This window comes from Streptomyces sp. NPDC091972 (assembly GCF_044756385.1).
Lineage (GTDB): Bacteria > Actinomycetota > Actinomycetes > Streptomycetales > Streptomycetaceae > Streptomyces.
The window spans coordinates 101,109-126,650 of the sequence record NZ_JBIVSV010000011.1; the positions used below are offsets into that span (position 1 = coordinate 101,109).

General features: G+C 72.9%; 23 protein-coding genes. 7 read left to right on the forward strand and 16 right to left on the reverse strand.

The window, feature by feature from the left end:
• Positions 1-7: 7 nt before the first annotated feature.
• Positions 8-376: a hypothetical protein gene (locus ACIQJT_RS29275; protein WP_402648536.1), complete on the reverse strand. Its 369-nt coding sequence runs from the start codon at positions 374-376 to the stop codon at positions 8-10.
• Positions 377-512: 136 nt separating this feature from the next.
• Here ACIQJT_RS29275 and ACIQJT_RS29280 point away from each other — a divergent pair, with 136 nt between their 5' ends.
• Positions 513-1,370, forward strand: coding sequence for a hypothetical protein (locus ACIQJT_RS29280; protein WP_365456230.1), 858 nt, complete (start codon positions 513-515; stop codon positions 1,368-1,370).
• A gap of 98 nt (positions 1,371-1,468) precedes the next feature.
• Here ACIQJT_RS29280 and ACIQJT_RS29285 read toward each other — a convergent pair whose 3' ends face one another.
• Positions 1,469-2,875 (reverse strand): PLP-dependent aminotransferase family protein, encoded by a 1,407-nt coding sequence (locus tag ACIQJT_RS29285; protein WP_402648539.1) that lies wholly within the window; start codon positions 2,873-2,875, stop codon positions 1,469-1,471.
• 46 nt (positions 2,876-2,921) lie between these two features.
• On the opposite strand from ACIQJT_RS29285, the gene ACIQJT_RS29290 reads away from it, so the two are divergent.
• From ACIQJT_RS29290 to ACIQJT_RS29300, 3 genes are read left to right on the forward strand one after another with little or no spacing between them, the layout of a single operon-like run.
• Positions 2,922-3,413 (forward strand): carboxymuconolactone decarboxylase family protein, encoded by a 492-nt coding sequence (locus ACIQJT_RS29290; protein WP_365455826.1) that lies wholly within the window; start codon positions 2,922-2,924, stop codon positions 3,411-3,413.
• Positions 3,410-3,853, forward strand: coding sequence for a carboxymuconolactone decarboxylase family protein (locus ACIQJT_RS29295; protein WP_402648542.1), 444 nt, complete (start codon positions 3,410-3,412; stop codon positions 3,851-3,853). The genes ACIQJT_RS29290 and ACIQJT_RS29295 overlap by 4 nt, the downstream gene beginning before the upstream one ends.
• Positions 3,850-4,575 carry an isocitrate lyase/phosphoenolpyruvate mutase family protein gene (locus ACIQJT_RS29300; RefSeq protein WP_402648545.1) on the forward strand — a complete coding sequence of 242 codons (726 nt, stop codon included), beginning with the start codon at positions 3,850-3,852 and terminating at the stop codon, positions 4,573-4,575. The genes ACIQJT_RS29295 and ACIQJT_RS29300 overlap by 4 nt, the downstream gene beginning before the upstream one ends.
• Here the strand turns inward: ACIQJT_RS29300 and ACIQJT_RS29305 are convergent, their stop codons facing one another.
• From ACIQJT_RS29305 to ACIQJT_RS29340, 8 genes are all read right to left on the reverse strand, one after another.
• The gene (locus ACIQJT_RS29305; protein ID WP_402648548.1) at positions 4,576-5,523 is read right to left on the reverse strand and encodes an ABC transporter substrate-binding protein; all 948 of its coding nucleotides are present in this window, start codon (positions 5,521-5,523) and stop codon (positions 4,576-4,578) included.
• Between the two features lies 1 nt (position 5,524).
• On the reverse strand, positions 5,525-7,492 hold the full coding sequence (locus tag ACIQJT_RS29310; RefSeq protein ID WP_402648550.1) for an ABC transporter permease: 1,968 nt from the start codon (positions 7,490-7,492) through the stop codon (positions 5,525-5,527).
• On the reverse strand, positions 7,492-8,598 hold the full coding sequence (locus ACIQJT_RS29315; RefSeq protein WP_402648553.1) for a glycine betaine/L-proline ABC transporter ATP-binding protein: 1,107 nt from the start codon (positions 8,596-8,598) through the stop codon (positions 7,492-7,494). The genes ACIQJT_RS29310 and ACIQJT_RS29315 overlap by 1 nt, the downstream gene beginning before the upstream one ends.
• On the reverse strand, positions 8,598-10,127 hold the full coding sequence (locus ACIQJT_RS29320) for a GMC family oxidoreductase (RefSeq protein WP_402648555.1): 1,530 nt from the start codon (positions 10,125-10,127) through the stop codon (positions 8,598-8,600). Before ACIQJT_RS29320 ends, ACIQJT_RS29315 begins: the two co-directional genes overlap by 1 nt.
• Positions 10,128-10,174: 47 nt before the next feature.
• The gene (locus ACIQJT_RS29325) at positions 10,175-11,701 is read right to left on the reverse strand and encodes an aldehyde dehydrogenase family protein (protein ID WP_365455846.1); all 1,527 of its coding nucleotides are present in this window, start codon (positions 11,699-11,701) and stop codon (positions 10,175-10,177) included.
• A 186-nt stretch (positions 11,702-11,887) separates the two neighbouring features.
• Positions 11,888-13,024 (reverse strand): hypothetical protein, encoded by a 1,137-nt coding sequence (locus tag ACIQJT_RS29330; protein ID WP_402648558.1) that lies wholly within the window; start codon positions 13,022-13,024, stop codon positions 11,888-11,890.
• 95 nt (positions 13,025-13,119) lie between these two features.
• A complete protein-coding gene (locus ACIQJT_RS29335; protein WP_402648561.1) occupies positions 13,120-13,476 on the reverse strand; it encodes a hypothetical protein in 357 nt (118 codons plus the stop codon).
• On the reverse strand, positions 13,463-15,244 hold the full coding sequence (locus ACIQJT_RS29340) for a hypothetical protein (RefSeq protein ID WP_402648564.1): 1,782 nt from the start codon (positions 15,242-15,244) through the stop codon (positions 13,463-13,465). The genes ACIQJT_RS29335 and ACIQJT_RS29340 overlap by 14 nt, the downstream gene beginning before the upstream one ends.
• 140 nt (positions 15,245-15,384) lie before the next feature.
• Between ACIQJT_RS29340 and ACIQJT_RS29345 the strand changes: the two genes are divergently transcribed.
• Entirely contained in the window at positions 15,385-16,281 is an 897-nt protein-coding gene (locus ACIQJT_RS29345) for a GNAT family N-acetyltransferase (RefSeq protein WP_402648567.1), read from the forward strand.
• A gap of 394 nt (positions 16,282-16,675) precedes the next feature.
• Here the strand turns inward: ACIQJT_RS29345 and ACIQJT_RS29350 are convergent, their stop codons facing one another.
• The 6 genes from ACIQJT_RS29350 to ACIQJT_RS29375 form a co-directional block, all read right to left on the reverse strand.
• Complete coding sequence (locus tag ACIQJT_RS29350) at positions 16,676-17,533, reverse strand: hypothetical protein (RefSeq protein ID WP_365455861.1); 858 nt, start codon at positions 17,531-17,533, stop codon at positions 16,676-16,678.
• Between the two features lie 127 nt (positions 17,534-17,660).
• Complete coding sequence (locus ACIQJT_RS29355) at positions 17,661-18,650, reverse strand: malate dehydrogenase (protein WP_402648569.1); 990 nt, start codon at positions 18,648-18,650, stop codon at positions 17,661-17,663.
• A gap of 378 nt (positions 18,651-19,028) precedes the next feature.
• A complete protein-coding gene (locus ACIQJT_RS29360) occupies positions 19,029-20,204 on the reverse strand; it encodes a DUF2690 domain-containing protein (RefSeq protein WP_402648571.1) in 1,176 nt (391 codons plus the stop codon).
• 233 nt (positions 20,205-20,437) lie between these two features.
• Positions 20,438-20,914, reverse strand: coding sequence for a helix-turn-helix domain-containing protein (locus ACIQJT_RS29365; protein WP_402648574.1), 477 nt, complete (start codon positions 20,912-20,914; stop codon positions 20,438-20,440).
• 232 nt (positions 20,915-21,146) lie between these two features.
• A complete protein-coding gene (locus ACIQJT_RS29370; protein WP_402648577.1) occupies positions 21,147-21,782 on the reverse strand; it encodes a DUF3017 domain-containing protein in 636 nt (211 codons plus the stop codon).
• A gap of 61 nt (positions 21,783-21,843) precedes the next feature.
• A complete protein-coding gene (locus ACIQJT_RS29375; RefSeq protein WP_365455873.1) occupies positions 21,844-22,698 on the reverse strand; it encodes a bifunctional methylenetetrahydrofolate dehydrogenase/methenyltetrahydrofolate cyclohydrolase in 855 nt (284 codons plus the stop codon).
• 246 nt (positions 22,699-22,944) lie between these two features.
• Between ACIQJT_RS29375 and ACIQJT_RS29380 the strand changes: the two genes are divergently transcribed.
• Together ACIQJT_RS29380 and ACIQJT_RS29385 are read left to right on the forward strand one after the other, a co-directional pair.
• Positions 22,945-23,616, forward strand: a complete 672-nt coding sequence (locus tag ACIQJT_RS29380) for an RDD family protein (RefSeq protein WP_402648580.1) — start codon at positions 22,945-22,947, stop codon at positions 23,614-23,616.
• A gap of 214 nt (positions 23,617-23,830) precedes the next feature.
• On the forward strand, positions 23,831-25,504 hold the full coding sequence (locus tag ACIQJT_RS29385) for a protein kinase (RefSeq protein WP_402648583.1): 1,674 nt from the start codon (positions 23,831-23,833) through the stop codon (positions 25,502-25,504).
• Positions 25,505-25,542 lie beyond the last annotated feature (38 nt).

A 25,542-nucleotide genomic window follows, 5' to 3' on the forward strand; every position in this document is an offset into this window, starting at 1 on the left:
TCGGCCGTCAGCCGCCGGAGCTGCCCTTGCCGGAGCCGCCGTCGCCGTCCCCGCTGCCGAAGCCACCGCGGTCGACCCCGCTGCCGCCGCTGCTGGACGAACCGCCGGAGCCCTTGCCGGACTTCTTGGTGAAGGAGCCGCCCGTGACCCAGCTTCCCTTCTTCTTGCCGCCGTAGTAGTAGGAGCCGTTGACCGAGGTACTGGACTTGCAGTTCTTGTCGGCGACGACCCGGTAGCCCTTGCCGAGGGTGTAGCTGTCCCGGTCGACGCAGCGCTTGTCGGGTTCGGAGGAGCAGGCGGTCAGGGCCATGGCGAGCAGTCCTACGCCGCCGAGTGCGACCGTGCCCGAGCGAAATTGCCGGCGTGCGTCCGCCATGTTCGTGTCTCCCCCTTGGTCAGGCCGTGGGCCCGGTGTGCGTGTGTCCGGCGGACAGCTTAGAGATCAGTAAGAGCTCTGCCCAGGGCGGCCCACCTCTGCACACCTCCCCTATGGTCACTTTGTGTTCTTTGGAATGGTGTGCGCTCTCGGTGCCTCGGTCTGCTTCGGCACGGCCACCGTGCTCCAGGCGATGGCGGCCCGGGCCGCGGACGCGGGTGGCGGTGCCGGCAGGGGGACGGCGTTCGCGGTGACGCTGTTCCTGCGGGCGGTGCGGCAGTGGCGGTATATGGCGGGGCTGGCCCTGGACGGGGTGGGGTTCCTGCTGCAGATCGCCGCGTTGCGGTCGGTGCCGATCTACGCGGTGGGCGCGGCGCTCGCGTCGAGTCTCGCGGTGACGGCGGTGGTGTCGGCGCGGCTGCTGCGGGTTCGGTTGAGCGGGGGCGAGTGGGGCGCGGTCGGGGTGGTGTGCGCGGGGATGGCACTGCTGGGCGTCGCGTCCGGGACCGAGGGCGACCGGGGCGGTCCCGCGGCCTTGGGGTACGCGATGCTCGGGACGGCCCTGGCGGTACTGGGGCTCGCGCTGTGGGGTGGGCGGCTGCCGGACCGGGGGCGGGCGCTGGCGCTCGGGCTGGGTGCCGGGTTCGGGTTCGGGGTGGTCGAGGTGGCGGTGCGCCTGATCGACTCGCTCGCGCCGTCGGCGCTGCTGGCCGACCCGGCGACGTACGCACTGCTCGTCGGCGGAGGCGCGGCCTTTCTCTCGCTGACCTCGGCGCTGGAGCGGGGGTCGGTGACCACGGCGACCGCGGGGATGGTGATCGGGGAGACGATCGGGCCCGCGCTGGTGGGGGTGGTGTGGCTCGGGGACCGCACCCGGGAGGGGCTGGCGTGGATGGCGGTGCTGGGTTTCGCGGTGGCCGTCGCGGGGGCGTTGGCCCTGGCCAGGTTCGGTGAGGCCCCGGAGCAGTCGGGTCAGCGCTCCGAGCAGCGTTGAGAGTTCCCGAAAGGACCTGTCGGATTCGGTGGCGCTATCAGAAAGGCATCGTGGGACTCGGCGGCGCTACCGGAAAGGCACCGTCGGACTCGCCGGCGCTATTCGGGCAGCACCGCGCACAGAGCCTCCAGCGCTCCCGACCAGGCATGGTCCGGCGGTGTTCCGTAGCCCACGACGAGCGCGTCGCGCCGCTCGACGACGGCGTCGGGGTGCTGGTAGCGGTGCAGTCCGTGGATCGCGAGGCCCTGCCAGGCGGCCGCCCGCAGCGCCGGCTGCTCGGTGCCCGGCGGGAGCCGCAGCACCACGTGCAGGCCGGCCGCGATGCCGGTGGCGTGGACCCGCGGGGCCCGCCGCGCGAGCTCGGCGACGAGGGCGTCGCGGCGGCGCCGGTAGCGCAGCCGGGCGGCGCGCACATGACGGTCGTAGGCGCCGGAGGTCAGGAACTCGGCAAGGGTCAACTGGTCCAGGGCCCCGCAGGTGTCGATGTCGCCCTTGGCGGCCAGCACCTCTTCCATGAGGCCGGGCGGCAGCACCAGCCAGCCCAGTCGCAGACCGGGGGCGAGGGACTTGCTGGCCGTGCCCGCGTGGACGACATGGTCGGGGTCCAGGCCCTGGAGGGCGCCGACGGGCTGGCGGTCGTAGCGGAACTCGCCGTCGTAGTCGTCCTCGACGACCAGCCCTCCGGTGCGGCGGGCCCACTCGACGACGGCCGACCGGCGGTCGCGGTGCAGGGTGCCGCCCATCGGGAACTGGTGGGCGGGGGTGAGCAGCACCGCGTCCTGGTCGGTCAACTCCCTTGGATCGGTGCCGCGTTCGTCGAAGGGCAGCGGCACGGTGCGCAGACCGGCGGCTGCGAGCAATTTCCAGTGCACGTCGAGGCCGTAGGACTCCACGGCGACCGTGCGGGCGCCCCGGGCCCGCAGCACCGCGCCGAGGAGGCGCAGGCCGTGCGAGATGCCGGCGCAGACGAGGATGCGGTCGGGGTCGGCGCGCACCCCGCGGGCGCGGGAGAGGTACTCGGCGAGGGCGGTGCGCAGTTCGACCCGGCCGCGCGGATCGCCGTAGTCGAGGGCCTGGTAGGGGGCGGTGGCGAGGGCGCGGCGGGCGGCCTTGAGCCACTCGGCGCGCGGGAAGGAGGCGAGGTCGGGGGTGCCGGGGGCGAGGTTGTGGGTGGGCCGCCCGGGTTCGCGCGGGCGCGGTGCGGCCCCGACGGCCCCGGCAGCCCCGGCGGGCGGGACGACCGTACGGTCGGAGACGCGCGTGCCCGAGCCCTGGCGGGCGGTGAGCCAGCCCTCGGCGACCAGGTCGGCGTAGGCGTCGGCGACGGTGTTGCGGGCGAGGCCCAGGTCGGTGGCGAGAGCGCGGGAGGAGGGCAGCCGGGTGCCGGGGGCGAGGCGGCCGGTGCGGACGGCCTCGCGCAGGGCGTCGGTGAGGCCACGCCGGACACCCCCTCCGGTGGGTTCCAGATGCAGGTCGATGCCGGAAGTGGCCCACGGTTTCGCCATGGAAGTGGACCATACCCTTGGGCTGCCCGGCTCCTAGGGTCGAGACATGACCACAGCGGAAACCCACGCTCCCGAACACACCCCCCGACTCGCCTGGGCCCAGCACGCCCCCGAGGTCTACAAGGCGATGCTCCGCCTCGACACGGCCGCCCGCCGGGGTCTGGACCCGCGGCTGCTGGAGCTGGTGAAGATCCGTGCCTCGCAGCTCAACCACTGCGCGTTCTGCCTCGACATGCACTCCAAGGACGCCCTCGCGGCCGGTGAGAGCGTGGAGCGGATCATCCAGCTCGGCGCGTGGGAGGAGTCGAAGCACTTCTACACGGAGAAGGAGGTCGCGGCCCTCGCACTGACCGACGCGGTCACCGTGCTCACCGACGGTTTCGTGCCGGACGAGGTGTACGACCACGCCGCCAAGCACTTCGAGGAGGCCGAACTGGCCCAGTTGATCGCCGCGATCACGGTGATCAACGCGTGGAACCGGTTCGGTGTGACGTGCCGCATGGTGCCGGGCCACTACGAGGCCGGGCAGCACCAGTGAGCCGTACGGACGTCCTCGACCGTGAGGTCGACCGGGCCCTGTCCGCGCTCAGCGCCGCCGCGAAACAGGGGCTCGGCGACCCGGCCCTCGCCGAACTGGTCGTCATCCGTGCCTCGCAGCTCAACCACTGCGCGTTCTGCCTGGACATGCATCTGGCCATCGCCCGCGAGCACGGGGTGAGCGAGAAGCAGCTCGACCTGCTCGCCGCCTGGGAGGAGGCCGAGGGCGTCTTCGACGAGCGGGAGCGGGCCGCGCTCGCGCTGACGGAAGCCGTCACCGTGCTCACCGACGGCTTCGTGCCGGACGACGTGCACGCCACCGCCGCCCGGCACTTCGACGAGGTCCGGCTCGCCCATCTCATCGCTCTGGTCGTCGCCATCAACAACTGGAACCGGATGATGGTGACGCGCCGGATCCCACCGGGGGGTCACCGGTCGTGAACGGTGTGGACGTCTTCCGTGCCCTGCACCGGAACCGGCTGCCGGGCGATCCCCTGGTCCTGCCCGGCCCCTGGGACGCGGTCAGCGCCCGCGTTTGCGAGGAGGCCGGGTTCCCGGCGCTCGCCACGCCGAGCGCGGGGATCGCGGCCGCGCTCGGCCGCCAGGACGGGCACACACCGGCCGACGAGATGTTCGCCGCGGTGGCGCGCGTCTGCGGGGCCGTGGACATCCCGGTGTCGGCGGACGTCGAGGGCGGGTACGGCCTGGAGCCGAAGGAGCTGGTGGAGCGGCTGCTGGAGGCGGGGGCCGTGGGCTGCAACCTGGAGGACTCCGAGAACGGCGTCCTCAAGGACCCGCACCGGCACGCCGACCGGCTGGCCGAGGTGCGGCACGCGGCCGGCGACCGGCTCTTCGTCAACGCCCGCGTGGACACGTTCGTCCGCGGCGACGGTGACCCCGAGCAGGCCATCGCGCGGGCCGCGCTGTACGTCGCCGCGGGTGCCGACTGCGTCTATCCGATCGGTGCCCCGGTGGAGGTGCTGCCGCTGCTGCGGTCGGGGATCCAGGGCCCGCTGAACGTGCTCGGGAAGCTGGACGGCGAGGGCCCCTCGCCCACCGCACTCGGTGAACTCGGGGCCACGCGCGTCACGTTCGGGCCGGGCCTCCAGCGCCGGGCCGCCCTGGCGCTCAGGGGGCTGGCCGCCGAACTGCGGAACCGGTGATCAGGACAGCCACGCCCTCCATGTGGACTCGTGGCTGTCCACCCACTTCTTCGCGGCCTCCTCGGGTGTCAGCTTCTGGTCGGCGATCATCAGGGAGACCTGGTTCTGGTCCTCGGTCGTCCACTTGAACTTCTTCAGGAAGGCCGCCGCCCTGCCGCCGGACTTGGCGAAGTCCGTGTTGAGGTACTTCTGGAGCGGGGTGTGCGGGTAGCCGCAGGCGACCTTCGCCGGGTCCGCGTCGCAGCCCTCCTTGTAGGGGGGCAGCTTCACCTCGGTCATCGGGACCTTCTCGAACAGCCACTGGGGGGCGTACCAGTAGGTCAGGAAGGGCTTCTTCTCCTTGGCGAACTGCCGGATCTGGGTGATCTGCGCGGCCTCCGAGCCGGCGAACACCACCTGGTAGTCCAGCTTGAGGTTCTTCACCAGGGCCTTGTCGTTGGTGACGTAGGACGGGGAGCCGTCCATCAGCTGGCCCTTGCCGCCGCTCTCCGCGGTGCGCAGTTGCGAGGCGTACTTGTCGAGGTTCTTCCAGTCGGTGACGTCCGGGTGCTGCTTGGCGAAGTACGTCGGGACGTACCAGCCGATGTGCCCGGTCACACCGAGTCCGCCGCCCGGCGTGATGGTCTTCTTGTCCTTGACGTACCGCTGTTCCTGCTCGGGGTGGCCCCAGTCCTCCAGGATGGCGTCGACGCGGCCCTGGCTGAGCGCGTCCCAGGCGGGCACCTCGTCGACCTGGACGGTGTCGACGCGGTAGCCGAGCTCGTGCTCCAGGAGGTACTGGGCGACGGCCACGTTGGCCTGTGCGCCGACCCAGGACTGGACGGACAGGGTCACCGACTTGGCGCCCTGGGCGTTGGCGAAGGGCGAGGCCTGCTTGGTCATGTCGGCGGCGCCGCAGCCCGTGAGGAGCAGCAGGGCGCCGACGCCCGCGATCGCACGTACACGCATGTCAGGCTCCCTTCCCCGAGCGGCGTTCCGTCGGCTGGGTGACCCGGTCGAGCATCAGGCCGAGGCAGACGATGGCGGCGCCCGCGACCAGGCCGGTGGCGAGGTCGCCCTGGGCCAGGCCGAAGACGGTGTCGTAGCCGAGCGCGCCTCCGCCGACCAGACCGCCGATGACGACGACGGCGAGGACGAGGACCACGCCCTGGTTGACGGCGAGCAGCAGCGCGGGCCGGGCGAGCGGGAGTTGCACCTGCCGGAGCTGCTGCCACTTCGTGGCGCCGAGCGAGCGGGAGGACTCCATGGCGGCCGGGTCGACCTGGCGCAGGCCCTGGGTGGTGATGCGGACGACGGCGGGCAGCGCGTAGACGACGGCCGCGGCGGCGGCGGGCGCGCGGCCCACGCCGAACAGGGCGACGACCGGGATCAGGTACACGAACTGCGGCATGGTCTGGAAGACGTCGAGGACGGGCCGCAGCAGGCGTTCGACGCGGTCGCTGCGGGCCGCCGCGACCGCGGTCGCGAAGCCCAGGACGAGGGTGACGGCGACGGCCGCCAGGACCTGCGACAGGGTGTCCAGCGCGGGTGTCCACACGCCGAGGACGCCGATCGCGGCCATGGCGAGGACCGCGGTGAGCGCGGTGCGCCAGGTGCCGATCAGCCAGGCCAGGGTGGCGACGACGAGCAGTACGGACCACCAGGGCAGCCCCTGGAGCCCGTTGCGGACGGGGTCGAGGACCCAGGTGGTGAAGTGGCCCGCCCAGTCGGCGGTGCCGCCGACGACGGGGACGCCGGAGTACAGGTGGGCCGTCATCCAGTCGACGGCCCGGTTCACGGGTTCGGCGATGTTCAGGGTCCAGGCGTCGGGCCAGTCGAGGCGGCCCAGCAGACGACCGGCGACCGCCACGACGACGGTCCCGGCGAGGGCGTACGCCCATCCCGCGCGCCCCTGTCCAGCGCGCTCCTGACCCGTGCGCCCCTGTCCCGCGCTGTCGTCGCCCGCCGCGCCGGTGACGCGGTCGAGGACGACGGCCAGCAGCACGATGGGGATGCCGGCGGCGAGGGCGGCGCCCACGTCGACGGAGGCGAGCGCCTGGTAGACGCGGTCGCCGAGACCGGCGGCGCCGATCACGGAGGCGATGACGGCCATCGACAGGGCCATCATGATCGTCTGGTTGAGGCCGAGCATGAGTTCCTTGCGGGCCAGCGGGATGCGCGCGGTCAGCAGCCGCTGGCGGGCGGTGGTGCCGAGCGACTCGACCGCCTCGAGGACCTCCTTGTCGGCGCCCTGGAGGCCGAGCGCGGTGAGGCGGGCCATGGGCGGGGCGGCGTAGACGACGGTGGCGAGGACGGCGGCGGGCACGCCCATGCCGAAGACCAGGACCACCGGGAGGAGGTAGGCGTAGGCGGGCATGACCTGCATGGTGTCCAGGACCGGGCGCAGGACCTTGTCCATGCGGCGGGACAGTCCGGCGGCGAGGCCCAGCAGGACGCCGACGGCGACCGAGGCGAGCACGGCGACGACCATCAGGGCGAGGGTCTGCATGGTGGGGACCCACATGCCGAGCAGTCCGCAGGCGAGGAGCGCCGCCGTGGTGCCGAGGGCGAGGCGGACGCCGGCGACGCGCCAGGCCACGAGGGCGCCGAGCGCGGTGACACCGGCCCAGCCGGCCCCGAGCAGGACGAGGTAGACGGCGCGTACGGAGATCACGACCGCGTTGCTGACGTAGCCGAAGCCGTAGAGGAACAGCGGGTGGCTGTCGCGGTTGTCGATGATCCAGTCGCTCGCGCTGCCCAGCGGCTTGGTGAGGTCGACGGTGAGGGCGGCGGGCCAACTGCCGCTGGCCCACCGGGCGTTGGCGAGGGGGACGAGGATCGCGGCGACGAGGGCGATGAGCAGGAGCTTGTGGACCGCGCGGTGCTTGAGCAGTCCGGTGGGCAGGGCGCGGGGCGTGGACGCGGTGACGGTGGCCATCAGACCGCCTCCTTGCGGAGCTCCGTTCCGGAGGCTCCCCCGGGGAGCTCCGTTCCGGCGACCACACCGAGCAGCCGCTCGTGGTCGACGACGCCGAGGCAGCGTCCGTTCTCCACGACGCACGCCGGCCGGCCGCTGCCGGCGACGACCTTGATGGCGTCGGCGACGACGGCGTCGGGAGCGAGGGCGCCCGGGTGGGCGGGGCCCGCGCAGTCGCCGGGCTTCATGGCCCGGCGGACCGTCATGACCTGTTCGCGCGGCACGTCCCGGACGAACTCGCGGACGTAGCCGTCGGCCGGGGAGCCGACGATCTCCTCCGGGGTGCCGAGCTGGACGACCTTGCCGTCGCGCATCAGGGCGATCCGGTCGCCGAGCTTCAGCGCCTCGCTCAGGTCGTGCGTGATGAAGACCATCGTGCGGCCCTCCTCGCGGTGCAGGCGGACGACCTCCTCCTGCATGTCCCGCCGGATCAGCGGGTCGAGGGCGCTGAACGGCTCGTCGAACAGGAGGACCTGCGGGTCCACCGCGAGCGCCCGCGCGAGGCCGACGCGCTGCTGCTGGCCGCCGGAGAGCTGGGACGGCTTGCGCTGCTCCATGCCCTCCAGGCCGACCTTGGCGACGACCTCGGCGGCCCGCGCCCGGCGCTCGGCCTTGCCGACGCCCTGGATCTCCAGGCCGTAGGCGACGTTGTCGAGGACCGTGCGGTGCGGGAGCAGGCCGAAGTGCTGGAAGACCATCGCGGCGCGGTGGCGGCGCAGTTCGCGCAGCCGGGAGCTGTCCATCGCGCGGACGTCCTCGCCGTCGATGCAGATCGTGCCGGCCGTCGGTTCGATGAGCCGGGTCAGACAGCGCACCAGCGTGGACTTGCCGGAGCCGGACAGGCCCATGACGACGAAGACCTCGCCCTTGCGGACGTCGAAGCTCACGTCACGGACGGCGGCCGTGCAGCCGGTCCGCGCGCGCAGGTCGGCGGGGTCCAGGGCGGACAGCTCGATGTCCTCGGGGACGCGGTCCGCCTTGGGGCCGAAGACCTTCCACAGCCCGTCGACGGAGAACACGGCGTTGTCCGTGGTCGGCGGCTTCTCCATGGTCGCGGTCGTACTCATCACGCACCACCTCCCAGCAGGTCCACGGCTTTCTCACCGACCATGAGCACCCCGATCATCGGGTTCACGGCGGTCATGGTCGGGAACACGGACGCGTCCGCGATGCGGATGCCGTCCAGGCCGCGGATCCGCAACTCCGGGTCCACCACGGCCAGTTCGTCGTCGACGGCGCCCATCCGGCAGGTGCCCGCCGGGTGGTACACGGTGTGCGCGACCCTGCGCGCGTACTCGCTCAGCTCCTCGTCACCGGTGACGTCGGGGCCGGGGCACACCTCGCGCTTCAGCCAGTCGGCCAGCGGTTCGGTCCGCGCGATCTCGCGGGCGATCCTGATGCCGTCGACGAGGGTGCGGGCGTCGTAGTCGTCCTCGTCGGTGAAGTAGCGGAAGTCGAGGGCGGGCTTGACCTCCGGGTCCGCGCTGGTCAGGTACAGGCGGCCGCGGCTCTTCGGCTTGGGGATGTTCGGGGTCATCGAGACGCCGTACGCCGGGCGTTCGTAGCCGAGGCGCTCCGGGTTGTCGGTGAAGGGGACCTGGTAGAAGTGGAACATCAGGTCCGGGCCCGGGTGTTCGGGGTCGCGGCGTACGAACAGGCCCGCGTCGGAGTCCATCGCGGAGTTCTCGGGGATCGGTCCGTTCGTCTCCCAGACGATGACCGACTCGGGGTGGTCGAGGAGGTTCTCGCCGACGCCCGGCAGGTCGTGGACGACCGGGATGCCGAGGGCTTCGAGGTCCTTGCGGGGGCCGATGCCGGAGTGCAGCAGCAGGCGGGGCGAGTCGACGGCGCCCGCGCACAGGACGACCTCGCGGCGGGCCCTGATCAGGGTCTCCCGGCCGTCCTTGGTGCGCACGTGCACGCCCTGCGCGCGCGTGCCGTCCAGTTCCAGCTTGTACGCCCAGGTCTCCAGCAGGATCGTGAGGTTGGTCCGCTCGTCCATGACGGGGTGCAGATACGCCACCGACGCCGACGACCGCTTGTTGTTCTCGGGGTGGTAGGCCAGGTCGAAGAAGCCGACGCCGTCGTCGAAGGGCTTCTTGTTGAAGCCCTCGATGCGGGGGACCTGGAGCGCCTTCTGGGCCGCGTCGACGAAGTCGCGGGCGATGGCGTTCCGGTCCTTCTCGTCGACCGGGACGATGTTGTTCTTCAGCCGGGCGTAGTACGCCTCCATCGGGACCGCGCCCCAGCCCTTGGCGCCGGCCTCCTCCCACTCGTCCCAGTCGGACGGCAGCGGCTTGAAGGCGATCAGGGTGTTGTGGGAGGAGCAGCCGCCGAGGACCCGGGCGCGGCTGTGCCGGATGTGGGAGTTGCCGCGCGGCTGCTCGGTGGTCGGGTAGTCGTAGTCGAGCTCGCCGCCGAGCAGGCCCATCCAGCGGCGCAGGGTGAGGACGTCGTCCCGGCCCACGTCACTGGGGCCGCCCTCGATGACGGCGACGGTGACATCGGGGTTCTCGGTGAGGCGGGAGGCTATGACGGAGCCTGCCGTTCCGCCGCCTATGACGACGTAGTCGTACTCCTGTTTGGACTCGGACATGGGGGTACTCCAGGGAAGTCTTGAGAAAGGGGAGGGAGCGAGTGGGTTCAGCCCGCGAACCAGCGGACCGGCTTGGGCGCCAGGTTCTGGTAGACGTGCTTGCTCTCGCGGTACTCGGCGAGCCCGGCGGGGCCGAGCTCGCGGCCCACTCCGCTCCTGCCGAAGCCGCCCCACTCCGCCTGCGGGAGGTAGGGGTGGAAGTCGTTGATCCAGACCGTGCCGTGGCGCAGCCGGCCGGCGACGCGGCGGGCGCGTCCGGCGTCGGCGGTCCAGACGGCACCGGCGAGGCCGTACTCGGTGTCGTTGGCGAGGGCGATCGCCTCGGCCTCGGTGCGGAAGGTCTCGACGGTGAGGACCGGTCCGAAGACCTCCTCCCGCACGACCCGCATCTCGCGGTGGCAGCGGTCGAGGACGGTGGGTTCGTAGAAGTAGCCGTCGGCGGGACGCTCGGGCGACGGCTCGGGGCGCTGTCCGCCGGAGCGCAGCACCGCGCCCTCGGCGAGCGCGGAGGCGACATAGGACTCGACCTTGGCGCGCTGCTGCTCGGAGACCAGCGGCCCGCACTCGACACCGTCCTCGGTGCCGCGGCCGAGGCGGATCTTGGCGGCCCGGCGCGCGAGTTCGGCGACGAACCGGTCCCGGACGGACTCCTCGACGATGAGACGGCCGCCCGCGGAGCAGACCTGGCCGCTGTGGATGAAGGCGGCGTTGAGGGCCTGGTCGACGGCGGTGTCGAAGCCCTCGGGGGTGGCGCAGGCGTCGGCGAAGACCACGTTGGGGTTCTTGCCGCCGAGTTCGAGGGCGACCTTCTTGACGGAGACGGCGGCCGCCTGGGCGACCTTGGTGCCGCTGACCAGGCCGCCGGTGAAGGAGACCAGGTCGACGTCGGGGTGTTCGGCGAGCCGGGCGCCGACGGTGTGGCCCGGGCCGGTCACGATGTTGGCGACGCCTTCCGGCAGTCCGGCCTCGACCAGCAGCTCGATGAGCGCGATGGTCGTCATCGGGGTGATCTCGCTCGGCTTGACCACGAAGGTGTTGCCGGCCGCGAGTGCCGGGGCAATCTTCCAACTGGCCTGGAGGAGCGGGTAGTTCCACGGGGTGATCAGCGCGCACACGCCGACGGGTTCGTGCACGACGACACTGTGGACGTCGGTCGAGCCGGCGTCGACGACCCGGCCGGGCGCCTCGGCGGCGACCAGGTCGGCGAAGTAGCGGAAGGCGTCGGCGACACAGTCGATGTCGACCCTGCCCTCCTCCACCGTCTTGCCCGCGTCCCGGCTCTCCAGGAGGCCGAGTTCTTCGCGGTCGCGTACGAGAAGATCGGCGACGCGGCGCAGCAGCGCGGCGCGTTCGGCGACGGGGGTGAGCGGCCAGGGGCCCTGTCCTGAGTCGAAGGCCCGGCGGGCGGCGTCGACCGCCAGGTCGGTGTCCTTCTCGTCCCCCTCGGCGACCACGGCGAACGGCTGCGCGTCGGCGGGGTCGAGGATCTCGCGGGTGGCTCCGGAGACGGCTGCGCGCCATTCGCCGCCCGCGTGGATGGTGTGCGGCTCCCGCCGCGCGTGCTGTCCGGCCATGATCGGTGTTGCCTTCCGTTCCTGTTCGGTTCCCCTGTGTCACACGGGTGTCACTCACAGGGACCGTCGTCGCATGCCCCAGCGCCTCGATTGCATGCGCAATCGATGGCCGAAAGTGCGCTGGCTCACTGAAATTGCGGACAAACTGGAAGGAAAGCCACGCGGCGGGTGCGGCCGGGCGCCGACTCAGTCGATCGACGCCAGGTCGCAGGTGTAGGAGGCGCAGAAGCCGGAGAGAGCGGTCGTCAGCAGTTCCAGTTCGTCCTGGCCGCCGTCCTTCTCCAGTCCGTACGCGGCGACCGCGTAGATGAGGCCGTCCTGGGCGACGAACCGCTCGTCGTAGACGTGCCAGGGGCCGACGTCGGGCTCGCCGCTGAGCGTGTCGGCCCGGTACTCCAGGCGTTCGCCGGTGAACCCGGCCTCCTGGACGGGCTGGAGGCCGAGCTGTTCGAAGCCGTCCGGCTTGGGGGTGTCCGCGGAGAGGTACAGCTCGAAGGACGCCTCCGGGGACTCCTCCGCGACCTGGTACACCTGAATCCTCTGCTTGCCGTCGGCGCTGCGGTAGTTGACCACGTCGATGCCGTACTGGGACGCCTTCGCGCTGCGCGACCAGCCCAGGGGCCGTGCGATGCGGAAGCCCTCCTCGTCCTCGTACAGCTCGTATCCGGCGGGGAGTTGCGGTGTCGAGGCGAGCGGGGAGGGGGTGTCCTCGGTCGGTGAGGGGGTCGGCGAGTCCTCGGGGCCGCTCTGCTGCGAGACGACCGGGGTGGGCGTCGGGCTCGGACCGTCGGCCTTGTGGTCCCCGTCGCCGCCGACGACCAGCGTCAGCACCAGGGTCACGGCGACGCCGACGGCGACGACACCGCCGAGCGCGGACCACAGGAGCCGGCGGTCCGGCCCGGCCGCGGGCCCCGGACCGGTCGTCGGGTCCGCCGTCGACCAGGCGGCCCCCGACCACTCGGCCGACGGGGCGGATCCGCCCCCGAGCTGCTCGGCCGAGGACCAGCCGCCGCCGGTGGTGCCGGGCCCGTGCCAGGTGCTGCCGTCACCGGCGGCGGGCCAGCCCGCGGGAGGGGAGGGCGGGGGCGGCGGGGCGGGGACCGTGGGCGCCGGCGGTTCCGCGGCGCCGGCGCGCGCGGCCGTGCCGGAGTCCGGCTCCGTCCCGGCCGCCGGCGGCCACACGGGCGCGGTCGTGCCGCCGTGCGGTGGCACCGCGGCGGGCCGGGCCGGCGGCGGAGTGACCGGACCGGTCGCCGTCCCGCTCCCGTCCCCGTCCTCCCACCGCTGCGTCTCCTCGTTCCAGTACCGCACTCCCCCGCTCATGGCGTCCCCTTCCCGCTCACCGCGCCCCCCGTTCCCACCCGAGCCGTACCGGCCGGCTCACCGCGCCCGCACAGGCGGGCACGGTACGCCCGCCCTCACAGTCCCAGCAGCCCGGCCACCGCTCCCGCCGACGCGACCAGGCCGACCAGCGCCTGCGAGTCGTCCAGCAGGGCCCGCAGACGCTCCCGGCGGGTCGGCCCGGCCTGCCCGGTCGCCACGATCTCCTCCTCCGTCTCGGCCAGCGCGGTGTCCAGGGCCGCCGTCTGGTCGGTCGCCCGCAACCGCGTGAGGTCCTCGCGCAGTTCGCGTACGGCGGTCAGGAGCGCCTCGGCCGTCTCGTCCCGCTGGGGGGCCGTGCCGTGGTGGCTCTCGGCGTGCGCGTGGCTGCCGATCGCGAACGTGCTGCCGTGGACACCGCCGCTGATGCTGACGCCTGGTTCATCCGTTGCCATGGCCGCTGGTTCCCTTCTGTGACGCGGTTCCCGCGCCGCCGGTGGCGGAGAACGCGGTGGCGTGCGTGCCCGCCGCGAACGTGCTGCCGTGGACACCGCCCTCGACGTGCACGCCGTTGTTGATGTTCACGATCTTCTGGACGAACTCACCGGTCTCGTAACCGGATTCGGCCAGCGCGGTCAGCACGCCGTGCGCGACCCGGTCCTGCACGCTCCTGAGATAGCGGTGGGCGTCCATGTCCTGGAAGAGGGACCCCTCGTCCGCCGAACCGAGCTCCCGCACCGACAGCGCCGGACCGTCGGGCAGCGCGCCCGCGTAGCCCCCGGTCAGCAGCTTCCACGCGTAGGCCACGCCCCTGCCGAGGGTGACGAGGGAGCGGGCCGCGGAGCCCGGCACCCGGGCCACCGCCCAGGCCGCCTTGCCGAGCGCGTTGTTGTGCCGGTAGGTGTGGGCCGCGCGGTCGGCGTCCTTGAAGTCCTCGCGCACCGGCAGCAGCACGTGCGGGGCGATCTCCAGCATGAGCATCCGGCCCTGGGTGTGGACGCGCACGAAGACCGTGACGACCAGCTCCTCCTCCCAGCCGCCGACCCTGATCCGCAGGAAGTGCCGCCGTTTCTCGGCGCCCTCCTCGACCGCGCGCGCCCGGTGGTCCTCGAAGGCCTCCGGGTGGTACGGCGCCTCCTCGCGCCGGCGCAGTCCCTCCGCGGGCAGGAACACGCACTCGTCGATCTCCAGCCAGCGCAGCCGGTCGCGGACCGTGTGCCCGGCGAACTCGGAGGGCAGCCGCAGTTGTTCGAGCAGCGGGCGGATCTTCTCCAGGACCGCGCGGTTGTTCAGCGGCAGCTGTTCCTTCTTGCTCTCGTCGGGCCGCAGCTCGACGGCGAGCACCCAGGTCTCGTAGGCGTACCCGGCGCCGCAGAAGGGCCGCTTCTCGTGGTACATGACCAGCGGGGCGTGCTGCTCGATCCGGATGCGGTCCTTGAGCCGCTGGAACCGCTGCCCCTCGGCGCGCTCGGCGGGGTCCGCGGCCGCGTCCGCGAAGCGCTGCGGGGACAGTTCGGCGGTGACCGCCCTGGCGAACTGTCCGCGCTGTGCGGCCACGCACAGCGCGATCAGCGCGAAGACGACGATCAGCAGCCATGCCTGTAGCGCGCCGACCAGTTCGCCGACCCCGTCGACGTCGGGGAACAGCAGGTCGGACACGTCGGAGGAGTCGCCGTAGGAGCCGTACCCGTCGCCGTAGCCGTACGAGTCGCCGAAGGAGCCCGAGCCGCCGTAGGACGACGAGTCGTCGTCGCCTCCGCCGAACGCGACGACGAGCGCCAGGACGAGGAACGTCGCGAAGAGCAGCCGTCCCCACCAGCGCATCACGAAGGCGGGCAGCCGGCGGTACAGCGGCGGGTTCGCGCCCTTGCCCCGGACCCACGAGGCGGCCGCGAGCAGCAGGCTGGGGCCGAGGAACATGAACAGCAGTCCGCCGGTCAGCGGTACCCCGATCACCCACAGGCCGAGGATCAGACCGGCCCACATGAGCTCCTGGCGCCGGGCCCGCAGCGCGTGCGCGAGCACCCGGGCCGCGTCGAGGCCGAGCGAGGGCGCCACGATCCGCTGTTCGTTCAGATGGAGCTGCTCGATGACCCGGTCCCGGTAACCGGAATCCAGGTAGGTGCCCGCGCACAGCAGCCGGGTCGCCTCGCTGGCGTGCGGCGGCGTGACGGGGCCCGGCGGTGCCGACTGCGGTTGCCGAGGCACAGATGTAGTAGTCACGCGACTCCCCCGATGCGTGCACATTCCTTGTTCAGGTCAGTTGTTGACGAACCATCAGCATAGAGGTGCGGGTGGGTCGGGGAAACCGGAATCCCGTACCCGTGGACGCCACCACAGTCCTTTGACTAGAGTCAAAGATTATGGACCCGGTGTCGACACAGCACGTGGCGGAGTTCCGCCGGTTCAACCGCTACTTCACCCGCCGCATCGGCGCCCTGGACGACCACTATCTCGGCCAGGACCGCCCGCTCGGCGAGGCACGGCTGCTGTTCGAGATCGGCGAGGGCGTCTCGCTGCGCGAGCTCAGGACCCGGCTCGGACTGGACGCCGGATACCTGAGCCGGATGGCGAAGACCCTTCAGGCGCAGGGCCTGGTCCGGATCAGCGTCCACCCGGACGACAGCCGGCTGCGCAGGGTCGAGCTGACCCGCGCCGGACGGACCGAGCTCAAGGAGCAGAACCGCCGGGCCGACGCCCTCGCCGCCGGCCTGCTCGACGGACTCACCCCGGCCCAGCGCGACCGGCTCACCGAGGCGATGGGCACCGCCCGGCGCCTGCTGCGCCTGGCCGCCATCACCGTGGCCCCGGTCGACGGCGCCGCCCCCGACGCCCGCGCCTGCCTCGACGCCTACGCCGCCGACATCGACGCCCGCTTCCCGGAGGGCTTCGACAAGTCCGACCTGGTGCGCCCCGAGGAGGTCTCGGGCGAGGCGGGCGCGTTCTTCGTGGCGTACGAGGAGGGCCGTCCCGTGGGCTGCGGGGCGCTGCGACGACTGGCACCGGGGATAGGCGAGCTCCGCCACGTGTGGGTGCACCCCGACGCCCGCCGCCTGGGCCTCGCCCGCCGGATCCTCGCCGCCCTGGAGACGGAGGCCGCCGCCCGCGGTCTCACCGTCCTGCGGCTGGACACCCACGCGTCGCTCACCGAGGCGCAGACGATGTACCGGGCGAGCGGCTACACGGAGATCCCGCCCTACAGCGAGCACGCCTACGGCGACCACTGGTTCGAGAAGCGGCTGCCCGGCCCGGCGAGCTGACCGCCCGGCCCACCGGATCCGGAGAGTCGAGCACTATCGCGTTCCGCCGGGAACGAGTACTATCGCGTTCGGGCCGTCGCCCCGGCGACGGGCCAACCGCCCCGGCCCATGCCCCAGTTGACCCGAGGAGCCGCCGTGCCCTCCCTGCTGAACCCGGTCTTCGGCCTGCTGCTGCTTCGCGCGGGGGCCGGGGGCGAGCCCCTGACCGGCCCCGAGGTCCGGCCCGGCCCGGCCCCTCGCACCTGCGCGCGGTTCGGGGTGACGAGCGGTCCGGTACGGGTGAGGGGTGCGTCCTGGGTACCCCATGAGCGGCGGCGGACGGGGGCGCGGTGGGCCGGCGGGTGCGGCTCCGCGGACCCGGTGGCCCGTGCGCGCTCCGCCCGGCACCGCACGCTCAGACGCACTCCGTGTCCGCCGGGCAGAAGGAGGCCAGCGCCCTGGTGAGCGGCTCGCGCACCAGGGCGGACGGGAGCGAGACGGGGCCTGCCGCGCGGATCGCGTACAGCGTCCCGTCGGCGGCCTGGAAGCGGTGGTCGACGACACGGCGGGCACCGAGGTCCCTGTCGTCGTAGCGGTAGACGAGCTCGGCCCAGGTGGTGCCGGAGGCCCGGTCGAGGACCCGGTAGCCGGGCTCGCGGGCGAAGCCGTAGCCGGGGTCGTTCTCGGCGAGGTCGAGGGACTGGGCCGGGGTGTCCTCAGCGATCCGGAAGACCTGGAGCCGGCGGCCGTCGGCAGGGGCCTCGTAGAGGACGACCGGTGCCTGCCCGCCCTGCTTCTCGGTGCGGGTCCAGCCCAGCGGGACGTCGACGGAGTACCCGACGGGGTCGTGGACCCTGCGGTATCCCGAGGCGGTGGAGGCGGAGGGCGACGGGGACGAGGCGGTCGTCGTGACGCCCGGTGTCGGACCGGCGCCCGTGCCGGTGCCGGACCCGAGGGCGGTGCCCCGCAGGAGCCACCAGACACCGGTGCCGACCGCGACCCCGACCAGGACGGCCACCGCGAGGGCGGCGAGCACCCGCCGGACCCGGTGGGGTGCGTGCGCAGGAGCCGTAGGTGCCGGGGGCCGGGGCGGTACGGGCGACGCCTGGTTCCCGGCCGTCGCCCAGGGCGGGGCGAAGGAGGTCTGGGTCTCCGCGGAGGCCCAGGGCGGAGCCGTCCCCGTCTCCTCCGGGCCCCAGGCCGACCGGCCTCTCTCCTCGCTCGGCCCGTGTCCCGCTCCGGAACCGGAGCTCCAGCCGTTCCATCCGTTCATCGCGAACCCCCCGAATCACCCCGTCGGGCAAGACTTCGACCGTAGGGCGGAGAACGGCCACGGGCCCCGTCCCGGAGGAAACCGGAACAGGGCCCGTGCAGGCTCGTGACAGAGCTGTGGAGAAGACTCAGATGAGGCCGAGCGCGCGGACCGCCTCGCGCTCCTCCTCCAGCTCCTTGACGGAGGCGTCGATGCGGGCGCGGGAGAACTCGTTGATGTCCAGGCCCTGGACGATCTCGTACGTGCCGTCCTTGGTGGTGACCGGGAAGGAGGAGATCAGGCCCTGCGGGACGCCGTAGGAGCCGTCCGACGGGATGCCCATGGAGGTCCAGTCGCCGTCCGCGGTGCCGTTGACCCAGGTGTACACGTGGTCGACGGCGGCGTTGGCGGCCGAGGCGGCGGAGGACGCGCCCCGGGCCTCGATGATCGCGGCACCGCGCTTGGCGACGGTCGGGATGAAGTCCTCGGCCAGCCACTTCTCGTCGTTCACGGTCTCGGCGGCGTTCTTGCCGGCGACCGTGGCGTGGAAGATGTCCGGGTACTGGGTGGCGGAGTGGTTGCCCCAGATGGTCAGCCGCTTGATGTCGGCGACCGAGGTGCCCGTCTTCTTCGCGAGCTGCGTCAGCGCGCGGTTGTGGTCGAGGCGGGTCATCGCGGTGAAGCGCTCGGCCGGTACGTCCGGGGCGGCGGCCTGGGCGATCAGCGCGTTGGTGTTGGCCGGGTTGCCGACCACCAGGATCTTCACGTCGTCCGCGGCGTGGTCGTTGATGGCCTTGCCCTGCGGCTTGAAGATGCCGCCGTTGGCCTCCAGCAGGTCGCCGCGCTCCATGCCCTTGGTGCGGGGGCGGGCGCCGACCAGCAGGCCGACGTTGGTGCCGTCGAACGCGACGTTCGGGTCGTCCGTGATGTCGATGCCCTGGAGCAGCGGGAAGGCGCAGTCGTCGAGCTCCATCGCGGTGCCCTCGGCGGCCTTGAGCGCCGGGGTGATCTCCAGGAGGCGAAGCTTGACCGGCACGTCAGCGCCGAGGAGCTGGCCCGAGGCGATGCGGAAGAGCAGGGCGTAACCGATCTGGCCGGCCGCGCCGGTGACGGTGACGTTCACGGGAGTGCGGGTCATGGCGTTCTCCGTATGACAGACGGCAGTGGGGCGTCCCTGCCCCGGACGTTTGATCGATCTCTCGGCGTCAAGAGATCTCCAGCGGTCAGGCTATCGCGCATCCGGGATCCCGGACGTCCGGCCCCCTGTGGCCCAGCCCACACCACCGCACGCGCCGCCGCCCCGACAGAAGAGGCGGCCGCCCGTCCGGGAGAGGGGGGACGGAGGCGGCCGCCGTATGGGGGTACCGTTTCCGGACTCCCGTGGGGGTACCGTTCGCGTGCCCTGGATTCAACGGTCCATGCACACTCCGGGAAATTTCACCCACCCGGGGGGCGGGGAACTGCGCGGCAAGCCACGACGTACCCGCGACCGGCACGAACACCCCCCGGCGCCCTCTCAGTCGGTGCACCCCCGCTGCCCGGAAGCCAGCGTCACGCACGCCTTCGCCTCGCCCGCGTCCTTCACGGCGACCATCGGCGTGTAGGCGATCGTGTCCCCGGCCTCCGTGATGCCGCCGCTCCGCTCGACCGCCTTGCCCGCGCTCACCTCGACCTGGTCGCCCTGCCCGGCCTGGGTGACCCTCCCCCAGGCCGCCCCGCACGTCTTGCTGTAGCGCACCTCGACCACGGCCGCCCCCACGGTCGCGGTCTTGGCGGTCGTCACCAGGTTGCCGCTGCACCCCATGGCCTCGGCGTCCTTCCCGGTGCATCCCTGGCCGCTGCACTTCACGCCGGGGGGCAGCGAGACGCTCGTGGCCGCGGACGGCGACGGCGACTTCCCGGCCTTGTTCTTCTTGTCGCCGCCCGGGTCGGTCAGGAAGAACACGGCGGCGATCACGACCAGCACCCCGACGACTCCCGCGAGGAACATCGTCAGCCGCCGCTTGCCCCCGCCGGAACCACCGGCACCGGTACCGGCCGCACCGGAGACGCCGTCACCGGGACGCGCGTCCTGCGGCTGGTCGTAGGGCCCCGGCGCCCCCGGGGTCCACCCCGGTCCGCCCGGGGAGGCCGGTCCGGCCGCAGCCGCACGCCCCGCCGCCTGCGACGGCCCCTGGTACCCGGCCACACCCCAGGAGTTGGTTCCCGAGGACGCGGCGCGGCGCGCCTCCGCGCTGTCGTTCTCCGACGCCACCGGCTGGGGCGGCACCGTGGGCGCGACCCCCGCCGGTCCCGCCACCCCGGGTGTCGCCGTCGCGCTGCCGCTCCTGCGGGCCGTCCTGCCGCCCTTGGCGTTCGCGGGCGGCGCGCCGAACTCGCCGAGCGCGGCCCGCGCCTGGGAGATCCGGATGGCCTCCATGGTCATGTCGTGGCGCATCTCCGAACGGCTCCAGGCGCGTTCGGCGAGCTCCCACATCGTGGTCAGGTGCACCGGATTGGTGCCGGTGACCTCGGCCAGGGCGACGATCGCGCCCTTCGGCGCGAGCAGCCGGCCGTTGAGATAGCGATCCCAGGACGTCTTGCTGTAGCCCGTGCGGTCGGCGACGGCCGCGATGCTCAGGCCGCTGCGGTCCACGAGCCGCCGCAGCTGGCTCGCGAACTCCCTGACCTGCGGATCCAGTTCATCCGGCAAGGCCCTCCAACGAGGCATTGCTCCCCCTCTTCCCCCCGGTCGGTGCTGGCTGTTCCCCGCTCTTCCCCCCGCCACAAGGATCTCAGCTTCCCGGGCGGGGGCGCACGGGAGCATCCGCAAGTTCGACACGTTAGCCGTGCTGTCGAACAGCTCCATATCAAATACGCAAACCCGTCGATACATCGTCACAGGCGGAAGACATCGGAGATAACGGCCGTCACCCGGGTCCCTGCCTACCCGGACGCAACGGCCCCGGCCACCCCGAGCAGCAGGACGAGCACGAGCAGAAGCGCGGCGGCCAGCAGGAGGCGGTTCATGCCGTGCGCGCGCTCCTCGGGCGGCTCGTCCCACCAGGGCAGGGTGGGGTCCTCCTCGTACCTCTCGTCCGTCCCGCCCTCCTCGCCGCCGGAGGCCCGCGCGGGCGCCGTCGCCGGGCGGGGCCAGACCTGGACCGCCAGTTCCCAGCGCACACCGAAACGCTCGGCGTCCAGGGTGTCGAGGCCCGCGATCCGGCACAGGGCGGCGACGGCCTGCCGGGGCGGGGGCTGGGTGGCGTTCAGATAGCGGTGCCAGGAGGACTTGCTGTACGCGGTGCGGGCGCCGAGTGCGACGAGGCTGAGCCCCGTACGGTCCTTGAGCTGCCTGAGCTGCTCCACGAAATGCCGTACCTCCGGCGGCAGATCGTCGGGCAGCGCCTGCCAGCCACTCATCGCCCACCTCCGCGGCGTCCTCACCTGTTCCAGGCAAGTGACGACGTCACGGCACTGATCGGTTCCTGGTCCGGGGCCGGCTGCGGCAGGTCACGCACACCGTGCCGGAACCGTCACCGCTGTGCCACAGCGAACTGACAGCGGTTGAACAGGCTGTTCGCGGCACGGGAGGCTGGGTGGCGGAGGCGGTCCGTCCCTCGTCGGGGGTGGGGGCGGACCGCCGCCGCGCGGGTCAGCTGTTGCTGACGGTGAAGTGCAGGGTGTCCTTGAGGAAGGGGATCTCCAGCCAGGGGTGCGGCTGCACCATCATCGCCAGCAGGACGATCACGGTGCCCAGCACGCCGTAGGTCGCGATGTCGGTGAAGCGGGAGCGGACGGCGAGCATGCCGACGTCCGGCAGCAGCCAGCGCAGCACGGCACCGCCCAGCAGGGCGAGACCGACGAACAGGGTGCCGTAGCGGAACTGGTCGAGGGCGGTCAGCAGCAGCCCGAGCCCCACCACGGCCAGCACGGTGAGCACCGGCCACTGCCGGGCGGGCGCCGGAGCGTCCCGCGGCGCGGCCCGGCCACCGCCCTCGGGCCGTGCGGTGTCCCGGGTGAACAGCGGAAACCGCCGTGTCGCCCGCCGCGGCCGTCCGTCGATGTCGGGCGCGCTGATCGCGTCCCGTACGACCATCTCGGCCTGCTCGCCGGGCTCCTCCACCTCGTCGGCCCCACCTTCTCCACCCGGGGCGGCACCGTCGTCACCGTTGTCGGCCCGGGACGCCTCGGAGGTCACGCCGGCCTGCCGGGAGCCCCGCTCCGGGCCTCCGGCCACCGGCTCCGCGCCCTCGGCCACCGGTCGGCCACGCACCTCGGCGGACGCCACAGCGGCCTCCTCCTGAGCGCCCTCCGCCGGGGCCGCTCCCCGCTGTCCGGGGTTCCGTGCCTCAGCCGACACCGCGCTCCGCCGCCTCGACCACGTTGACGAGAAGCTGGGCGCGGGTCATCGGGCCGACTCCGCCCGGGTTCGGGGAGATGAAACCGGCGACCTCGGCGACGCCGGGGTGGACGTCGCCCACGATCCGGCCCTCGGCGTTGCGGGAGACGCCGACGTCGAGGACGGCGGCGCCCGGCTTCACGTCCTCGGGACGGATCAGATGGGCGGAGCCGGCGGCGGCGACGATGATGTCCGCGCGTTTGAGGTGCGAGGACAGGTCACGGGTGCCGGTGTGGCACTGGGTCACCGTGGCGTTCTCGCTGCGCCGGGTGAGCAGCAGCGGCATGGGGCGGCCGATCGTCACGCCACGGCCGACGACCACCACCTCCGCGCCCTTGATCTCGACGCCGTAGCGGCGGAGCAGGGTCAGGACGCCGTTGGGCGTGCAGGGCAGCGGCGCCGGCTCGTTGAGGACGAGGCGGCCGAGGTTCATGGGGTGCAGCCCGTCCGCGTCCTTGTCCGGGTCCATGAGCTCGAGGATGCGGTTCTCGTCGATGCCCTTGGGCAGCGGCAGCTGGACGATGTAGCCGGTGCACGCCGGATCGTCGTTCAGTTCGCGGACGACCGCCTCGATCTCCTCCTGCGTGGCCGTCTCGGGCAGTTCGCGCTGGATGGAGGCGATGCCGACCTCCGCGCAGTCGCGGTGCTTGCCCGCGACGTACTTCTGGCTGCCGGGGTCGCTCCCGACGAGGATCGTGCCGAGGCCGGGCGTGACGCCCTTCTCCTTCAGCGCCGCCACGCGGGCGGTCAGATCGGACTTGATCGCGGCTGCGGTGGCCTTGCCATCGAGAATCTGGGCGGTCATGACCCCATCCTCCCGGATGACCCGGCCCCGGTTCCAATCAGGGCTCCACCAGGGCCGCGTCCAAGATCGGCGAGGTTGCACTTGCACAACACATACCGAATGAGGCTGGACAACAACACACCTGCCTAGAACGATGTCTGGCGCAGTATCGCGGTATCGCGGTTGGTGTTCGGGGGGCAGACCGCTCAGACACGACGTTCCTCCGCGCAGTCCGCATTGTCCCCAGCCCGGCCGACGGAGGATCCCATGAGTTTCGGCTCGCCCAACAACCCCTACGAAAAGCCGCAGAACCCGCAGAACCCCCAGCAGCAGCCGCCTCAGCAGCCCGGTTACGGCTACCCCCAGCAGCAGCCGCAGCAGCCCGGTTACGGCTACCCGCAGCAGGCTCCCCAGGGTGTGCCGCCGCAGCAGGGTTACCCGCAGCAGCAGGGCTATCCGCAGCAGCCCGGTTACGGCTACCCGCAGGCGCCGCAGGTCCCGGCCTCCGCCTACGGCTACCCGCAGCAGCCCGGCTACGGCGTGCAGCCCCCGTACGCCAACTGGGGCCAGCGATTCCTCGGCACCCTGGTCGACATGCTCGTCTTCGCGGTCCCGTACGTCCTCGTCGGCGTCGGCGCGGCCAACAACACCCCGGCCCTGGCGATCATCGGCTACCTCGCCGTCATCGGCCTCGCGATCTGGCTGCTGATCATGGAGGGCCGTACCGGCCAGACGCTCGGCAAGAAGGCGCTCGGCATCCGTCTGGTGCGGGAGAGCGACGGGCAGCCCCTCGGGGTCGGCATGGCCTTCGTCCGCCGTCTCGCGCACTTCCTGGACAGCCTCGCGTGCTACCTCGGCTGGCTGTGGCCGGCCTGGGACGCCAAGCGCCAGACCTTCGCCGACAAGGTCTGCTCGTCGATCGTCATCCGCACCAACTGAGCACCGCCGCACCGCAGTCGGGGCGGACCACACGCCGCCCGTCCGCCGGACCTCCCCGGGGCCGTGTCACACCGTGACACGGCCCCGGGGCGTCGTCTGCGCCACGTTCCCCCTGTATCCACAAACTCCCCGCCGACGGGGCGCTAGCCTCTCCTCAGCCAACTGGTGTGACGCGAGAGCACGTTGAGGTACGAAGAGGCAGGTCGGGGGGACCGTGACAGACATACCGGCGGCCGGTGACACCGCACTGCGGCAGGCGGGCGCGGTCCCGCTGCTGCCCGCCGATCCCGGGCGCATCGGCCCCTACGTCCCGCTCGGGCTGCTCGGCAGCGGTGGCATGGGCCGGGTCTACCTGGCCCGGCGCGCCGACGACGCCCCGGGGCTCGCCGCGGTGAAGGTGATCCGGCCCGAGTACGCCGAGGGCCCGGACTTCCGGCGGCGGTTCGAGCGGGAGGCGGCGGTGCACGGGCGGGTGCGCACCCCGCGCGCGCCGCACCTGCTGGGCACCGGGTTCGACGACGCGCTGCTGTGGATGGCCACCGAGTACCTGCCCGGCCTCAGCCTCGCCGAGGCCGTTCGTGAGTGCGGGCTGCCGGCGCCGGCCGGGGTGTGGCGGCTGGTGGCGGAGCTCGGGGAGGCCCTGTCCGCGCTGGCCGCCGCCGGGGTCGTGCACCGGGACCTCAAGCCGTCCAACGTGATCCTGTCCCCCAGGGGCACGCACGTCATCGACTTCGGCATCTCCCGCGCCGCCGACAGCAGCGCGATCACCACGACCGGCAACCGGGTCGGCACGGCCGCGTACATGGCGCCCGAGTACCTGCGCGAGGGCCGCTGCGACGCCGCCTCCGACGTCTTCTCCCTCGGCTGCACCATCGTCTACGCCGCCACCGGGCACGCCCCCTTCGGGGACGGGACCGGCGTGGACGTCATGCACCGGGTCGCCTTCGAGGCCCCCGACCCCGAGGTCATGGCGGAACTCGGGCGGAGCGACCCGGCGCTCGTCGCCCTGCTGTCCGCCTGCCTGGCCAAGGACCCCGCCGGGCGCCCCGTCCCGCGGGAACTGATCGACGCGGCCGCTGCCGCCGGGCACGGCCGCGCGTCCGACTGGCACGAACCTCTGGCCGTCCGGCTCCGCGAGCGGCAGCGGGGCTGCGCGGCGCTGGAGGGCGTGCCGGTCCGGCAGTCCCCCCACTTCCGCACCCCCGTGGAGCCGCTGCCCGCGCCGGTGCCCGGGCCGCCCGGCGGGACCGGGAACCGGCGCAGGCCCCTGCTGGCCGCCGTGGCGGGCATCGCCGTCGGCGCCGTGGCCGTCGGCGCCTTCCTGCTCACCCGGCCCGGCCCCGACGCAGCGGCCGCCGCCCCGACAGGCTCCGGGAATGTCACGGCCGCCGCCGCACCGACCTCCTCCGGGCCCGGCGCTTCGTCCTCGCCCTCGCCCTCCGGCACGGGCAAGGGCGAGAAGAAGAAGGACAAGGGCGAGGAGCGGCGGGCCGTCGCCGAGGAGAGCAGCCGCGAGCCGGACAGCACACCGTCGGCGACCTCCGCACCCCGCGGCGGCAGCGCGGGCGGAGGCGGCGGCAGCGAGGCGCCCGCCCCCACCGCCACCGTGACGAGGACGGCCGCGCCCCCGGCCACCCCCGCCTGGATCTCCGGCTGCACCTACTACTCGGGCACCGAGCTCACCGACTACGGCGACAAGGGCCAGCGGGTCGTCCAGGTGCAGTGCATGCTCACCAAGCGCGGCTACAGCGTGGGCGGTTCGGGCGTGGACGGCGAGTTCGGCAGGGACACCCAGGCGGCGGTCAAGCAGTTCCAGGGCGCCAGGGGCCTGGAGGTGGACGGCCAGGTGGGGCCCAACACCTGGGCGGCGCTGCGCAGTTCGACATGACGCAGGGGCGGCTCCGTCCGGATGCCGCCCCTGCGCTC